Source organism: Shinella sp. Sh6, assembly GCF_055392685.1.
Window position 1 is genome coordinate 2,674,173 of record NZ_AP044005.1, and the last position, 14,281, is coordinate 2,688,453.

Below are 14,281 nucleotides of genomic sequence, written 5' to 3' on the forward strand. Positions count from 1 at the left end.
AGAAACTTGCCGCCCCGAGAGCAAGAGAAGCCGGGCGCCCGCAGGCGCGTCGCGCCGGACCCTCAGATGAGCCGGAGGCGCAGCGCGACGGCGATCGCCTGCATGCGGTTGACGGCCTGCAGCTTGCGCGTGGCGCTCTTGAAGTAGCTGCTCACCGTATAGACCGAGATGCCGAGGATGATGGCGATCTCGTCGCTGCTCTTGCCGGCCGCCGCCCAGCGCAGGCATTCGACCTCGCGGGTGGAGAGCTTTTCCCGGCTCGCCGTCGCCGCGGCGAAGGTCTTTTCGAGACATTCGAAAAGCTGGAGCGCGGAGAAATGGAGCTCCGTCAGCTCCGGGCGGGCGAGCGGCAGGCGCTTGCCGGAAAACACCATGAGATAGGGATCGGAGGTGGTGGAGTGCAGGAGGAAGGCCGTGGAGGCGGTAAGCCCGTGCATCTCGGCAAGCGCGATCGCCTCGCCCGACTGGCCGCTTTCCCAGTCGGCGGGCGAAAAGAGCGCGCTGTCGCCCTGCACCGGCAGCTTGGTCATGCCGGTCTCCACCGCCAGCCGGCTGATGTGGAAGAGGTTCATCGCGTCATACTTGCGCACCAGCTCGGCCGGCCAGTTGCTGACCATCAGGCGCTCGGCAAACCGCTGCTGCTCGTTCGCCGGATAGCGCGCCACCAGGAAATGGCTGAAGCGGAAATGGTTGGCGCACTGGCGCATGAGGTGCAGCACCTCGTATTCGGTCTGCACGGTTTCGAGATTGGCCGAGGACAGGATTTCCGGCGACCAACCCTGCTGCAGGAGCATGTTGTCTGGATCTCTCATTTTCCGTTTTCCAGCAGCCGGCGCGAACGCCGGGCTCGTGTGCATTCTCGGTCCGGAAATTTCTTGGGAGCACCCGTCCCACGGGTGATGTCGGAAACGCCGCGAGAGCCGTGCCCCGAAGGCAAACGGCTTGCGGCGCTCCGCCGGCCTCGATCGCGTGGATTGCGGCCCGGCAAATTCCCAATGCTACGGCGCTCCTCGCACGTCTTCGCGCGCGGCGCCCTAGTCTTCATGTGGATGCTTCCTGGAGGTTTCCGGTAGCATCGACCCGATGCCGCCTCCAAATTTTGGCGCGTATTAGCAGTATTTGAATAAAATGGAAATGAAATATTTGCAGGCCTGTCCTGCGTTCGGGGAGTGGCGGCAAACAGCCCTACGTAACGGAAAGCAGGGGCTTGCGCCCTGTGACAGTACAGGCGAAGCCGCTCAAAAGATTAGAAAATTGTTAGCGTGCGCTTAGGCAAATCTTAAATGTGGCGGGCTACAGTCCGCTCATATGGTCTTGAGTTTATGTAGAGAGTCCAATGACCGATCTGATACGACCCCGCGTTAAATACGTCATCGGCCCCGATGGCAGCCCCCTGACGATCGCCGATCTGCCGCCGGCCAACACGCGGCGCTGGGTGATTCGCCGGAAGGCCGAAGTCGTCGCTGCCGTGCGTGGCGGGCTTCTCAGCCTCGAGGAAGCCTGCGAGCGTTATACGCTGACGGTCGAAGAATTCCTGTCCTGGCAGTCCTCCATCAACGACCACGGCCTTGCCGGCCTGCGCACCACGCGCATCCAGCAGTACCGCCACTAGGCTTTTTCCCTTTCGTTCAAGACCCTGCGGCCGCGCCTTGCGCGGCCGCAGTTGTATTTGGGACAATGTCCGGCGGGAACACAGCGTTCACCGCCCTGCGGCTTGCGGGATCGGCTGCGAGGGGAAAGGATGGCTCCGACGCAACGAAGCGAGGAGCATCGCATGGACATCCGGCATGAGGAAAACGGCGCCAAGGGGCGCTACTCCACCGTCATCGAGGGGCACGAGGCGGAAGTGACCTATTCCCGCTCCTCCCCTCACCTGATCATCGTCGACCATACCGGCGTGCCGGATGCGCTGCGCGGCAAGGGCGTCGGCCAGGCGCTCGCTGCCCATGCGGTGGACGAGGCGCGCAAGGGCGGCTGGAAGATCATGCCGCTCTGCCCCTTCTTCCGCGCGCAGGCCATGCGCCACAAGGACTGGCAGGACGTCGTCAATCTTTAAGAGGCCGCGACAAACGCGAAGAGCCCTCGTGAGCGGTCTTCCGGCCGCTCGCGAGGGTCCTCCAGAACCTTTGTCGGGTCAGGCGCGCATGCGCACCGCGTTGTCGCGCTCTTCCAGCGCCGAAGCCTTGGCGAATTCCGCCTCCGCCTCTTCCAGCGCCAGTTCCGCCGCATCCTGCTGCACCTTCAGCTCCCGGATCGAGACCTGGAGATTGTCGGAGCGCTGGCGCGCCGCCTTGGCAAAGGTCGGATAGGCGAAGTGGTTGGGATCGGTGATCCCCGACTTCTTTTCCTCGATGGCGATCTGGCTTTCCAGCTCCTTCGACATCCGTTCGAATTCGGACATCATAAGCTGGAGCTGGGCCAGTTGCCGTCTCTTGTCTTTCACCTGAAATTCCTTCAGGCGAACTAGGCTCTCACGCGACTTCATACGCAATACTCCCGTGGATAGCGAGACCCCGGCATTCAAATCAGCCTGCGTGCGCGGCATCCACCGCACGCCGCAAGCCGGCATTTCCGCCCGCAATCCGGCAAACACGGCCGGATCTTTCAAAAAAATTCAGCGAGATTAATGAAATCCTACCGCTGGTAACCTTTCGTTTACGGGCATCGTTAATCATAGGGAGGATGATTTAAGGCTCGGTAAATGCAGTTCACAAAAAACAGGGTGGCTGCATTGATGAGTCGAAAGAGTCGGTTAGCTGCGTTCCTTAATGTGAAAGATTAAGAGACACATTTCCGATTCATGTATGAAATCAGGAGTCTGCCTACAATAATTAACAGATCGATACACCTTGCCAAAGTGAATCAGGATTTGTTAACCATTTCGTGGCAGCCTCCAAATCAGGCAACGACTGGATCCGTATCGCGTAGGGGGCCAGGTACCTTGAGCGGCGGAAAAGGGGACAGATATGCGGGTTCTACTCATTGAGGACGACAGCGCGACGGCGCAGAGCATCGAATTGATGCTGAAGTCCGAAAGCTTCAATGTATATACCACCGACCTCGGCGAGGAAGGTGTCGATCTGGGCAAGTTGTATGATTACGATATCATCCTGCTCGATCTCAACCTGCCCGACATGTCGGGTTACGAAGTCCTGCGCACGCTGCGCCTGTCCAAGGTCAAGACGCCGATCCTGATCCTCTCCGGCATGGCCGGCATCGAGGACAAGGTGCGCGGCCTCGGCTTCGGCGCCGACGACTACATGACGAAGCCCTTCCACAAGGACGAGCTCGTCGCCCGCATCCACGCCATCGTGCGCCGTTCCAAGGGCCATGCCCAGTCGGTCATCGCCACGGGCGAGCTCATCGTCAACCTCGACGCCAAGACGGTCGAAGTCGGCGGCCAGCGCGTCCACCTGACGGGCAAGGAATACCAGATGCTCGAGCTGCTCTCGCTGCGCAAGGGCACGACGCTCACCAAGGAAATGTTCCTGAACCACCTCTACGGCGGCATGGACGAGCCGGAACTGAAGATCATCGACGTCTTCATCTGCAAGCTGCGCAAGAAGCTGGCCAACGCCGCCGGCGGCGCGAACTATATCGAGACGGTCTGGGGCCGCGGCTACGTGCTGCGCGAACCCGACGGCGGCGACTACGCCGAAAGCGCCTGATCCCCCTGCCCCGCTCAAGAATTCGACCCGCCGCTTGCCGGCGGGTTTTCTTTTGGGCGGTTAAACGTCAGTCATCCTCCGCGCACATACGCACACCGTCGTCATCCTCGCGCTTGACCCGAGGATCCACTTTCCGCAACGGCGATGAATGGTCGGGTCAAGCCCGACCATGACGAAAGAGGGATTCGCGGGTTTTGCCCGCCCGGGGAGTACGGCGCGGGCCGCCCTCGTCCTGCCTCAGGCGGCGATCGACAGGTTGCCGAAGACCTGGGTGAGGATCTTGCGGTCGAAGGGCTTGAGCAGGAAATCGTCCGCCCCGGCGCGCTTGCCCATCATCATCTTCTTCAGGTCCGCCTCGACCACGCAGTAGTAGATGCGCACGGACTTGCCCTGTGGCAGGTTGCGCACGTTGCCGATCAGCTCGAGCGCGCCATCCATGGTGGAATCGACGATGAGGATATTGGGCAGCTCCGCCTCGCAGCGCACCAGCGCCTCGAGCGAACTCGACGCCTCGAGCACGAGGAAATCGAAACCGGAAAGAATACGCTTGCCGACCTTCCGGACGACATCGGAACCGTCGGCGATCATCAACCGCTGCATGAGCTGCTCCTAGGTCTCCCGCTCGAAAAGCGGGAACGATACGGGACCAACTCTACCGACGCCTGGCAAACAAAGCGTTAGCGGCCATGGTTAACGTCCACGGCCGCCAGCCGGAATCATTCGGAGGCCGGAACCGTGCGGGCCGAGAAGACGATTTCCTCGGGGCTTGCCGAAACGTCCAGCTCCATGCCCGCCTCGTCGGCAAGCAGCACCGTGTAGTAGGGCTGGATGGAATGGGCGTCGACCGCCTCTTCCGGCGTGCCGGAGAGGATTTCCGTGAACTTCGGCGGCACGCGCAGCATGCGGCCCTTCACGGCGAGCTTGAAGACCGCGTCGAATTCCGGGTTTTCCAGCGTCACGTCGATGGAGCCGCCGCGCGGAATGGCGCCGTAGGCGATGAGGAACAGGTTGAGCAGCAGCTTGACCCGGTTCTTCGCGACGATGGCGCGTGGGCCCGTCCAGGTGATTTCCGTCTTCTTTTCGGCGGCGGCGAAGTCGCGCGCGGCCTTTTCCGCCTCGCCCGTATCGATCGAGGCGCCGACGGAGCCCGAAGCGCCGAAGGCGAGGCGGGCGAACTTCAGCCGGACGGAGGCGTTGAGCGCGCTGGTGCGGATGAGGTCCATCGCCTCGGTGTCCGCGCCGCCCTCGTCGAGCAGTTCCAGCCCGTTGTTGATCGCGCCGACGGGCGAGATGACGTCATGGCAGACACGGCTGCAAAGCAGCGCCGCCAGGTCGGGACCCGTGAGCGTAAGGTTCGGATTTTTCGCCATAAAATTCTCCCAGATCCACGCATTCATTCATCGCGGGACGCCTAGTGAAGGCGCACGCGGATACATTCCGCGCGACGCATAGCACGCCACGATTGCGCGAGGCGTGCCCGATTTGAAGACAGCCATAATGACACCACATTTGGTAAACCGATTGTTAAGACCCTAAGGTCAAATTGGCTCATGGAACGGAGGCCGAACACAGGGAAGGCGAACGGGACATGAGTGTTTCAAATCTGGTCACGGCGACAGTCAGGCTCGCGATTGCGGCATTTCTGGCGCTCCTTCTGGCCGCGCCGGCGAGCGCACAGCAGAACAACGGCCAATATTCCCTGCAGGAGATCATCGATGCCGGCCACGGCTTCTTCGGCGAGACCTCGGGCGGGCTTGCCAAGCTCGTCGAGCGCGCCTTCGAATCCTACGGCCTGCCGAACGGCTATATCCTCGGCCAGGAGGGCTCGGGCGCCTTTCTCGCGGGCCTGACCTACGGCGAAGGCACGCTCAACACCAAGAATGCCGGCCAGCATCCCGTCTTCTGGCAGGGCCCTTCGCTCGGCCTCGACTGGGGCGGACAGGGCAGCCGCACCATGATGCTCGTCTACAACCTGCCGGACGTGAACGCCCTCTACGACCGTTTCGGCGGCGTCTCGGGCTCGGCCTATGTCATCGCCGGCTTCGGCATGCAGGTCCATGTCAACCGCGACATCGTGCTCGTGCCGATCCGCACCGGCATCGGCGCCCGCATCGGCATCAATGCCGGCTACCTCAAGCTGACGCGCCAGCCGACCTGGAACCCCTTCTGATCCTCAAAGGCGAATGAACGGCCGGCCCCGCCCGTCCATTAACCGCGTGCCGAATTCGCACAGGCACCCTCTCCCGCAAGGCCGGACGAGCCGCTATAGTGCGCTCGTCCGCGCCCCGTTCGGGCCATGTTTTGGAACGAGTGACCCGTGATCGAGTACGCCCTTCTGTTCACGCTCGGCTTCCTGGCCGCCACGCTGACCGGCCTGCTTCTCGCGCCGGTCATCCAGAAGCGCATCGTCAAGTTCACCGAAAACCGCATGCTGGCCACCATGCCGCTGAGCCCGCAGGAAGTGCGCGCGCAGAAGGACATGGCGCGCGCCGCCTTCGCCGCGGAAAACGCCCGCCTCAGCGAGAGCGTGCGCCAGGAGCGGGAAAAGCACACGCTGACCATGGTGCGCAACGAGAAGCTTCTCGCCGAGGCCGCGGCGATCGGCACGGAGAACGCCGAGCTTCACGCCCAGATCGCCGACATGAACATCGAGGCCGGCGACATGCGCTCCCTGCTGCGCCGGGAGGAAATGAAGAGCGAGCAGCTGAAGGCGGCGCTCGCCGGCGCCGACCGGGAGCTGCGCGCCCGGCTCGCCGATATCGAGAAGCTGAACGGCATCATCAACCACCTCAATGCCGATCTCGACAACATGAAGATCGAGCTCGCCACGCGCGACACGGCGGTGGAGAACATCAAGAGCCGCGCCGGCAACCTTCGCGACGAGCGGGAAAAGCTGCGCGAGGAGCTGAAGGCGGCGATCGAGAAGGCCAAGGGGCTGGAACTGCGCCTTTCGCGCGAGGAAGGCCGCGTGCGCCAGCTCGAAACGAGGCTGACGCGCGAGCTTGCCGGCAACGCCGACAAGGACAACGCGATCGAACGGCGCATAGCGGAGATCAACCGCCTGCGCGACAAGGTGAAGACATTGACGGCGGAAAACAAGGAAGTGGCCAAGGCGACCCGCGCGACCGGCCTTGCCCGCACGATCGCGACGAACCGCATCGCCGCGCGGCGGACGGAAAAGCCCCAGCCGCCGCTCGACATCGCCGCGCTGGAAGAGGACGTGCGCAACCAGGGCACCGCGCTGACGGAGCGCCTGCTTGCGGCCGGCTCGACGACGAACGACACGGCGCTGCGCGAGGAAATGGCCGATCTCGCCAGCAAGATGATCGTGCTGACCGCCGCCCGCGAAGGCGCCAATTCCCCCGTGCACGAGCTGATCGCCACCATCGACCCCGCCCTCGACGGCGACGAGCGCAGCCTCGCCCGGCGGGTGCGCGAGCGCCTCAACGGCGAGGAAAGCTAGCCGATCCGCCCCATCGCCGAGGCGATCTCGTAAAGCGCGATGCCGCTTGCCGTCGCGACGTTGAGGCTGTCGAGCCCCGGGCGCTGGGGAATGCGGGCGGTGCGGAACGAGGCGAGGATGCCTTGCGGCAGCCCCTCGCCTTCCGTCCCGAGCACCAGTGCGATGCGCCGCGCCGCGGGAATGGCCGAGACGGGCACCTCCCCGCGCGGCGAAAGCCCCCAGATCTCGAAGCCGGCATCGGCAAGCCCGTGCAGCATGGCCTGCGCCGGGAGCCTGCGCGCAAACGGCACGGCCAGCACCGAGCCGACGGAAACGCGGATCGCCTTGCGGTAGAGCGGATCGCAGGAGGTCTCGTCGAGAAAGACGGCATCGGCGCCGAAGGCGGCGGCGTTGCGGAAGATCGAGCCGACATTGTCGTGGTTGGAAAGCCCGCAGCCGGCGAGCACGAGGCTCGTTTCGGGCAAGCGGCCGAGAAGGCCGGCCTCCGCTTCCGCCGCCGGCTTGCGGCCGAGCGCCAGCACGCCGCGATGCATGTTGAAGCCGGTGATGGCATCGAAGACCGCGGCCGAGGCGACATAGACCGGCACGCCCGGCGGAAAGGCCTCCAGCAGGTCGGCGATGCCGGCAAGACGGTTTTCGAGAAGCAGGATCGCCTCGGCGGCAAAGCCGTTCGCCCGCGCCGCCGCCTGCCCGAGCATGCGCAGCACCACCGTGCCTTCGGCGATGAACAGCCCGTCGCGGCCGGTCAGGTCCCGCTCGCGGATCGACACGAAACCGGAGATACGCGGGTCCGCGGGGTCCTCGATGCGGACGGGATTGGCCGCCATGGCGGTCAGTTGCCCTTGATATCGATCTCGGCGACCGTGCGGCCGGAGGCGATATCGAAGAGGAAGGCCCGGCGCGCGCCGTCGGCCATGACGCCGTAGAAGAGGATCTGGCCGTTCGACTGAGAGACCGCCGAGACGGCGAAACCGTCCGGCAGCGCCGCGGTCGCCTTGACGGGCGCATCGCTCGGCACCGCGACGCCGGAGGCGACGCCTGCCGCTTGCGGCTTGCCATCCCGCGTGGTGATCTTATAGACAATGGCCGCGAGCACCGCCATGAACATCAGGAGCATGATGCCGCCCGAGACGAGTTGGAGGCGGATCATCTTGCGCCGCACATTCTCCATCACCGGATCGAGCGGCTTTTCTTCCTGATCGTCGGTTTCGATGTTGGACATGTCGGCCCTTCCGGCAATGCGTTTGAGTGAGACGATGAGCGACCCCTTTAAAGAAGCCGACGCCACAAGAAAAGTCCTGACGGTGCCGGAAGACGCCGAAGGGCGCATCGACGCCTGGCTCGCCGCCACGCTGGCCGGCGATTATTCGCGCAGCCGCATCAAGGCGTTGATCGACGAGGGTGCGGCCCTCGTCAACGGCGCGCCGATGCTGGAGCCCAAGCGCAAGGTGCGTCCCGGCGACGTCGTCGAGTTCACCATGCCCGCCCCGCGCGACCCCGAGCCGAAAGGCGAGGACATCCCGCTCGACGTGCTCTACGAGGACGACGACCTCATCGTGCTCGTCAAGCCCGCCGGCCTCGTCGTGCATCCGGCCGTCGGCAACTGGACGGGCACGCTCGTCAATGCGCTCATCCACCATTGCGGGGAAAGCCTTTCCGGCATCGGCGGCGTGCGCCGCCCCGGCATCGTTCACCGGCTCGACAAGGAGACGAGCGGCGTCATGGTCGTCGCCAAGAACGACGCGGCCCACCGCCACCTCTCCGACCAGTTCGCCGACCACGGCCGCTCCGGCCCGCTGGAGCGCGCCTACCAGGCCGTCGTCTGGGGCCGCCCGCGCCAGCTTCGCGGCACGATCGACGCCCCGCTCGGCCGCGGCGCCGACCGCACCAAGCGCGCCGTCAAGCGCGAGGATGCCGAGGACGCCCGCGAGGCCATCACGCACTACGAGGTGATCGAGCGCTTCGGCGAGGGCGAGGATGCCGTCAGCCTCGCCTCGCTGGTCGAATGCCACCTGGAAACCGGCCGTACGCACCAGATCCGCGTGCACATGGCCCATATCGGCAATCCGCTGATCGGCGACCCGGAATACGGCGCAGCCTTCAAGACCAAGGCGAACCGCCTGCCGGAGGACGCGCGCAAGGTGGTGAACGGCTTTCGCCGCCAGGCGCTCCATGCCTTCCTCCTGCAGTTCGAGCACCCCTCGACCGGCGAGACCATGCATTTCGAGGCCCCGCCGCCGGCCGACATGGAACGCCTCATCGAAGCGCTGCGCACGATGGACGCGCCCACGGACCCTTGATTTTCCGGGCGGCGCCCCCATCTCAAGCCTGTGTCGCACAATCCGTCTCCACCACCGCCTTCACGCAGCCGTGAAGCCCTGCGGCACCTTGAAACATTGTTTCGCCATACCTATCTGTAGGATCGTGGGGTCGCCATGACCCACGGGGAGCATGGTTCCGGCGGGGATCCGGTTTCGGGATCGAGCTCCGTGCCAAGGCTTGCCGCAAGGAAGCCGTCTCAGAAAGGGGTGCTGAATGGCCCGTAACACGCTGCCGTCGATCACGGCCGGAGAAGGCGGTCTCAACCGCTATCTCGATGAAATCCGCAAGTTTCCCATGCTTGAGCCGCAGCAGGAATACATGCTCGCCAAGCGTTACCAGGAGCACGGCGACCGCAACGCCGCCCATCAGCTCGTCACAAGCCACCTTCGCCTCGTCGCCAAGATCGCGATGGGGTATCGCGGCTATGGCCTGCCGATCGGCGAAGTCGTTTCCGAGGGCAATGTCGGCCTGATGCAGGCCGTCAAGAAGTTCGACCCGGAGCGCGGCTTCCGCCTTGCGACCTATGCCATGTGGTGGATCAAGGCCTCGATCCAGGAATATATCCTGCGCTCGTGGTCGCTGGTCAAGATGGGCACGACCGCCAACCAGAAGCGCCTGTTCTTCAACCTTCGCCGCATGAAGGGCAAGATCCAGGCCATCGAGGACGGCGACCTGCGCCCCGACCAGGTCAAGGAGATCGCGACCAAGCTCAACGTCTCGGAAGACGAAGTCGTCTCGATGAACCGCCGCCTGTCCGGCGACGCCTCGCTGAATGCCCCGATCAAGGCATCCGAAGGCGACAGCGGACAGTGGCAGGACTGGCTCGTCGACGACCATGACAGCCAGGAAGAAACGCTCATCGAGCAGGACGAACTGGACACGCGCCGCGCCATGTTGGCCCGGGCCATGGGCGTCCTCAACGACCGCGAACGCCGCATCTTCGAGGCCCGCCGCCTCGCCGAGGATCCGGTGACGCTGGAAGAGCTCTCCTCCGAGTTCGACATCAGCCGCGAGCGCGTGCGCCAGATCGAGGTGCGCGCCTTCGAGAAGGTCCAGGAAGCCGTGCAGAAATACGCGGCCGAACAGGCCCGCGCCGTGCGCGTCATCGAAGACGCCTGACCGCAGGCGACCGAACAGACATGAAAAAGGCCCGGCAGCGATGCCGGGCCTTTTTCATGATAAAATTGCTTTTCGCGCTTACCGATTGGCCGCCCCGCCGCCGAGGCTCGCCCAGGCCTTCATCACCTTGTCGAAGGCTTCTGCGCCGGCCTTGCCCTTGTCGAGCGTCAGCAGGGCACGGCGGCCGTTGCGGTAGGTGATCGGAATGTCGATCCAGCTCCGCGTACGCAGGAGCTCGGTGTTCTTGGCGATGGCTTCCGGGAAATCGTTGAGCGCGATCATGTGGAAGTCGTCGGTGATCTTCGCCGGCACGGCGATCAGCGCGTCGCCGCGGTCCTGCTCGGTGCGCTTCATCGCCACGCGCTGCACGCTCTCGATGCCGCCGCCCTCGAAATTCTCCGGCAGCGAGAAGACCAGCTCGACGATATGGCTCGCCGGCAGCGACTTGTCGGTGTTGCGGCGGAAGGTGATCAGCGCCGTCAGGCCCTTGGAGGGCACGTTGATCTGCGCGCGCACCACCGGCTCGGGCTTGGCGTCGCCGCCCGGCGATTCCTCCGCGGTCGACCAGGCGACCGTGCCTTCGATGGCCGTCGGCGAGGTCTGGCCGAGGCGCTCCTCGTAAAGGAACATTTTCTGCGCCACGCCGGCAGCGGCCTGATCGCCGCTTGCCGCAGCGGTCGTTGCGGCGCCGGTGGTCGTGGCGGTCTCGCCGCCGGCCGGCGTCTGCGCCGCGCCCTCGGTGGCGCCTGCCGCCGCGCCGCCGGCATCGGCCGTCGTCTGTGCGGAGACGGACTTGCCCTCTTCGCTCGCGCCGTCGAGCGCCGGCGCCGGGCCTTCGTCCACTTCCGAACCGTCCTCCAGCAGGCGCTGGGTGAATTTGCCGCCGCTTGCGGGCGATGCGGACGCCACCTCGGTGCCGCTGCCCTTGCCCGCCGCTTCGCCCGTCCCGGACCCCGCATTCGCCGGCAGGCTGCGGCTGCCCTCGGCCGTATCCCCGGCCTTGGACGTCTCCACAGGCTTTTCGGAAGGCGTCGTGAAGGAGGCGATGCGCGCGTCGACCCAGCCGTTCACCGCATCACGGTTGAACCAGTAGGCCGCCCCCGCTCCGCCGACGACGGCAAGGAGCGCGACGGTCGCGGCAAGGGCCGCAAGGCTGAAGCGCGACTTGCGCGGCTCGGCGCGGAAGGAACGCTGGGGCGCACGAGCCGGCTCCGCCGCGGCAGCGGCAAGCCCGGCATCCGCCGCGGGCGTCGTCGCAGCGGCCACACCTGCCGCGGTTTTCGGCGTGAAGCCGATCAGGTCTTCGAGATCGCCCCACTCGTTCGTCCTGGCGGGCGCAGCCTGCGCGGCGTCGGACCGGGTTGCCTTTTCGTCCGGCCATTCCCAGGCGAGCGGATCGTCCGCCGGCACGGCCTCTTCCGGCTTTTCGGCCGGGGTGGTGACGGATACGGCCTCCTGCCAGTCCCACTCGGCTTCGGATGCCGGCATGCGGGCATCGGCGACCGGCTCCGCCTCGGGCACGACGGCGTCGTGGACCGGATAGACCTGCTGTTCGGGCTCGACAGGCAGTTCGGGATGGACGTCCGCAGCCGCCGCAGCCTGTTCCGGTTCGTGCCAGGACGGCACGTAGTCTTCGGCCGGTTCGGCCTCTACCTGCCAGGACGGCTCGGTATGCGCCTCGACGGCGACCACCTCTTCGTGGACGACGCTTTCCTCGGCAACGGGCTCCTCCGCGACAGGTTCCTCGACGGCCGGCTCTTCGGCAAAGGCCGGCTCTTCGGCAATCGGCTCCTCGTGAACGGGTTCGTCCGCAACGACCGGCTCGGCTTCCGCCACCGGCTCGGCAACGGGCTCTTCCTCGACGGCCGGTACCGCTTCTTCAGCGGGCTCGACGTGCTCTTCCGGTTCGGTTTCGACGGGCTGGGGCTCCGGCTCGACGACGGCGACGGTCTCTTCCTCGACCGGCAGCGCCTCCACCGGCTCTTCGGCCGGCAGGGCTTCGGCGTGTTCGGTCTCGACGTCGCCGATCGCCGCCTCGAGCTTGTCGAGCTGGCGCTTCATGAGCTCATCGGAAGGGCGCGGGTTCATGGATTCGAGCTGCCGGCGGACGGCGCCGCGGGCCTTCTCGTAAACCTTCTGCCGCATCTCGGCATTGTTGTCCGAGAGGCCGTCCACGGCCCTTCGAATGACTGCTACAAAATCCGCCATCAGAACTTTCCGTCGTGTCCGCTCGCTATCCCATTGGAATACGTCACGGAACTGGTGTTGAGCTTGAGATTAGTCCTCAAACGGGTCGGTCACAAGTATGGTGTCGTCGCGCTCCGGGCTGGTCGAAAGCAGGGCGACGGGCGCGCCGATCAACTCCTCGACCTGGCGCACATATTTGATCGCCTGGGCCGGCAGGTCCGCCCAGCTCCGCGCGCCGACGGTCGATTCCTTCCAGCCTTCGAGCGTGATGTAGACGGGCTCGACGCGGGCCTGCTGGCCCTGGCTTGCCGGCAGGTGGTCGATCTCCTTGCCGTCGAGCTTGTAGCCGACGCAGATCTTCAGTTCGTCGAGGCCGTCGAGGACGTCGAGCTTGGTGAGCGCGATGCCGGTGATGCCGTTGGTGGCGACCGACTGGCGCACCAGCGCGGCGTCGAACCAGCCGCAGCGGCGCTTGCGGCCCGTCACCGTGCCGAACTCGCGGCCCTTCTCGCCGAGGAACTGGCCGATCTCGTCGGTCAGTTCCGTCGGGAACGGGCCTTCGCCGACACGGGTCGTATAGGCCTTGGTGATGCCGAGGATATAGCCGAGCGAGCCCGGGCCCATGCCGGAGCCGGCGGCGGCCTGGCCGGCGACGGTGTTGGAGGAGGTGACGAACGGATAGGTGCCGTGGTCGATATCGAGGAGCGAGCCCTGCGCGCCTTCGAACAGGATGCGCGCGCCGCGGCGGCGCTCCTGGTCGAGCAGCACCCAGACCGTGTCGCGGTAGGGTAGCACGCGATCGGCCACCGAGGTCAGTTCCTGCATGATCGTCTCGTGCGCGATCTCCGCCTCGCCAAGACCCCGGCGAAGGGCGTTGTGGTGGGTCAACAGGCGCTCGACCTTGCCGGACAGCGTGTCGAGGTCGGCAAGGTCCATGATGCGGATCGCGCGGCGGCCGACCTTGTCCTCGTAGGCCGGGCCGATGCCGCGGCGGGTCGTGCCGATCTTGACGCCGGAATTGGACCTGGAAGCAGCGTCCTCGCGGATGCCGTCGAGCTCGCGGTGCAGCGAGAGGATAAGCGTCGCGTTGTCGGCGATGCGCAGGTTCTCCGGCGAGATCTTGACGCCCTGCTTTTCCAGCTTGTCGATCTCGGCGATCAGCGCATGCGGGTCGACGACGACGCCGTTGCCGATGACGGCCATCTTGCCCGGGCGCACGACGCCGGACGGCAGCAGCGAGAGCTTGTAGCTCACGCCGTCGATGACGAGCGTATGGCCGGCATTGTGACCGCCCTGGAAGCGCACAACGATATCGGCGCGTTCGGAAAGCCAGTCGACAATCTTGCCCTTGCCTTCGTCACCCCATTGCGATCCGACAACCACCACGTTCGTCATTTCATCTTTCCCGTTTTCGCGCACGAGCGCTTTACCGTTGAGGCGCATGGAGATGCGCCGGGCTTGAAACCCGCGCATCTATACTGTGTTGTCTATGGGAATGCGACCCTGTTATGGCGGGCGCTCT

Annotated in this window: 15 protein-coding genes; 7 read left to right on the forward strand and 8 right to left on the reverse strand. The window is 65.2% G+C overall.

The features are described from left to right. Positions 1 to 62: 62 nt before the first annotated feature. Positions 63 to 812, reverse strand: a complete 750-nt coding sequence (locus ACZ5TO_RS12815) for a helix-turn-helix transcriptional regulator (RefSeq protein WP_464798361.1) — start codon at positions 810 to 812, stop codon at positions 63 to 65. Between the two features lie 524 nt (positions 813 to 1,336). On the opposite strand from ACZ5TO_RS12815, the gene sciP reads away from it, so the two are divergent. Together sciP and ACZ5TO_RS12825 are read left to right on the forward strand one after the other, a co-directional pair. Beyond that, positions 1,337 to 1,612, forward strand: coding sequence for a CtrA inhibitor SciP (gene sciP, locus ACZ5TO_RS12820; RefSeq protein WP_023515011.1), 276 nt, complete (start codon positions 1,337 to 1,339; stop codon positions 1,610 to 1,612). Between the two features lie 162 nt (positions 1,613 to 1,774). Further along, positions 1,775 to 2,056 (forward strand): GNAT family N-acetyltransferase, encoded by a 282-nt coding sequence (locus tag ACZ5TO_RS12825; protein WP_464798362.1) that lies wholly within the window; start codon positions 1,775 to 1,777, stop codon positions 2,054 to 2,056. 78 nt (positions 2,057 to 2,134) lie between these two features. On the opposite strand, the gene ACZ5TO_RS12830 is transcribed toward ACZ5TO_RS12825, so the two are convergent. Next, complete coding sequence (locus ACZ5TO_RS12830) at positions 2,135 to 2,485, reverse strand: flagellar export protein FliJ (RefSeq protein ID WP_184144142.1); 351 nt, start codon at positions 2,483 to 2,485, stop codon at positions 2,135 to 2,137. A gap of 481 nt (positions 2,486 to 2,966) precedes the next feature. Here ACZ5TO_RS12830 and ctrA point away from each other — a divergent pair, with 481 nt between their 5' ends. After that, on the forward strand, positions 2,967 to 3,668 hold the full coding sequence (ctrA, locus tag ACZ5TO_RS12835; protein ID WP_184144140.1) for a response regulator transcription factor CtrA: 702 nt from the start codon (positions 2,967 to 2,969) through the stop codon (positions 3,666 to 3,668). 237 nt (positions 3,669 to 3,905) lie between these two features. Here ctrA and ACZ5TO_RS12840 read toward each other — a convergent pair whose 3' ends face one another. Further along, complete coding sequence (locus ACZ5TO_RS12840; protein WP_184144138.1) at positions 3,906 to 4,268, reverse strand: response regulator; 363 nt, start codon at positions 4,266 to 4,268, stop codon at positions 3,906 to 3,908. A 116-nt stretch (positions 4,269 to 4,384) separates the two neighbouring features. Beyond that, positions 4,385 to 5,038, reverse strand: a complete 654-nt coding sequence (gene chpT / locus ACZ5TO_RS12845) for a histidine phosphotransferase ChpT (RefSeq protein ID WP_464798363.1) — start codon at positions 5,036 to 5,038, stop codon at positions 4,385 to 4,387. A gap of 218 nt (positions 5,039 to 5,256) precedes the next feature. Between chpT and ACZ5TO_RS12850 the strand changes: the two genes are divergently transcribed. Beyond that, on the forward strand, positions 5,257 to 5,838 hold the full coding sequence (locus ACZ5TO_RS12850) for a DUF1134 domain-containing protein (RefSeq protein WP_184144134.1): 582 nt from the start codon (positions 5,257 to 5,259) through the stop codon (positions 5,836 to 5,838). A 147-nt stretch (positions 5,839 to 5,985) separates the two neighbouring features. Then, a complete protein-coding gene (locus ACZ5TO_RS12855) occupies positions 5,986 to 7,131 on the forward strand; it encodes a hypothetical protein (protein ID WP_464798364.1) in 1,146 nt (381 codons plus the stop codon). Here the strand turns inward: ACZ5TO_RS12855 and ACZ5TO_RS12860 are convergent. Both ACZ5TO_RS12860 and ACZ5TO_RS12865 read right to left on the reverse strand, forming a co-directional pair. Further along, a complete protein-coding gene (locus tag ACZ5TO_RS12860) occupies positions 7,128 to 7,958 on the reverse strand; it encodes a TrmH family RNA methyltransferase (protein ID WP_464798365.1) in 831 nt (276 codons plus the stop codon). The two genes, ACZ5TO_RS12855 and ACZ5TO_RS12860, sit on opposite strands and share 4 nt — an antisense overlap. Before the next feature lie 5 nt (positions 7,959 to 7,963). Further along, positions 7,964 to 8,353, reverse strand: a complete 390-nt coding sequence (locus ACZ5TO_RS12865; protein WP_184144128.1) for a hypothetical protein — start codon at positions 8,351 to 8,353, stop codon at positions 7,964 to 7,966. A 34-nt stretch (positions 8,354 to 8,387) separates the two neighbouring features. On the opposite strand from ACZ5TO_RS12865, the gene ACZ5TO_RS12870 reads away from it, so the two are divergent. Together ACZ5TO_RS12870 and rpoH are read left to right on the forward strand one after the other, a co-directional pair. Further along, a complete protein-coding gene (locus ACZ5TO_RS12870) occupies positions 8,388 to 9,431 on the forward strand; it encodes an RluA family pseudouridine synthase (RefSeq protein WP_464798366.1) in 1,044 nt (347 codons plus the stop codon). Between the two features lie 235 nt (positions 9,432 to 9,666). Next, a complete protein-coding gene (gene rpoH, locus ACZ5TO_RS12875) occupies positions 9,667 to 10,572 on the forward strand; it encodes an RNA polymerase sigma factor RpoH (RefSeq protein WP_184144124.1) in 906 nt (301 codons plus the stop codon). A gap of 78 nt (positions 10,573 to 10,650) precedes the next feature. On the opposite strand, the gene ACZ5TO_RS12880 is transcribed toward rpoH, so the two are convergent. Further along, positions 10,651 to 12,780 (reverse strand): hypothetical protein, encoded by a 2,130-nt coding sequence (locus ACZ5TO_RS12880; protein ID WP_464798367.1) that lies wholly within the window; start codon positions 12,778 to 12,780, stop codon positions 10,651 to 10,653. 69 nt (positions 12,781 to 12,849) lie between these two features. Continuing rightward, positions 12,850 to 14,154: an adenylosuccinate synthase gene (locus ACZ5TO_RS12885; protein WP_184144120.1), complete on the reverse strand. Its 1,305-nt coding sequence runs from the start codon at positions 14,152 to 14,154 to the stop codon at positions 12,850 to 12,852. Positions 14,155 to 14,281 lie beyond the last annotated feature (127 nt).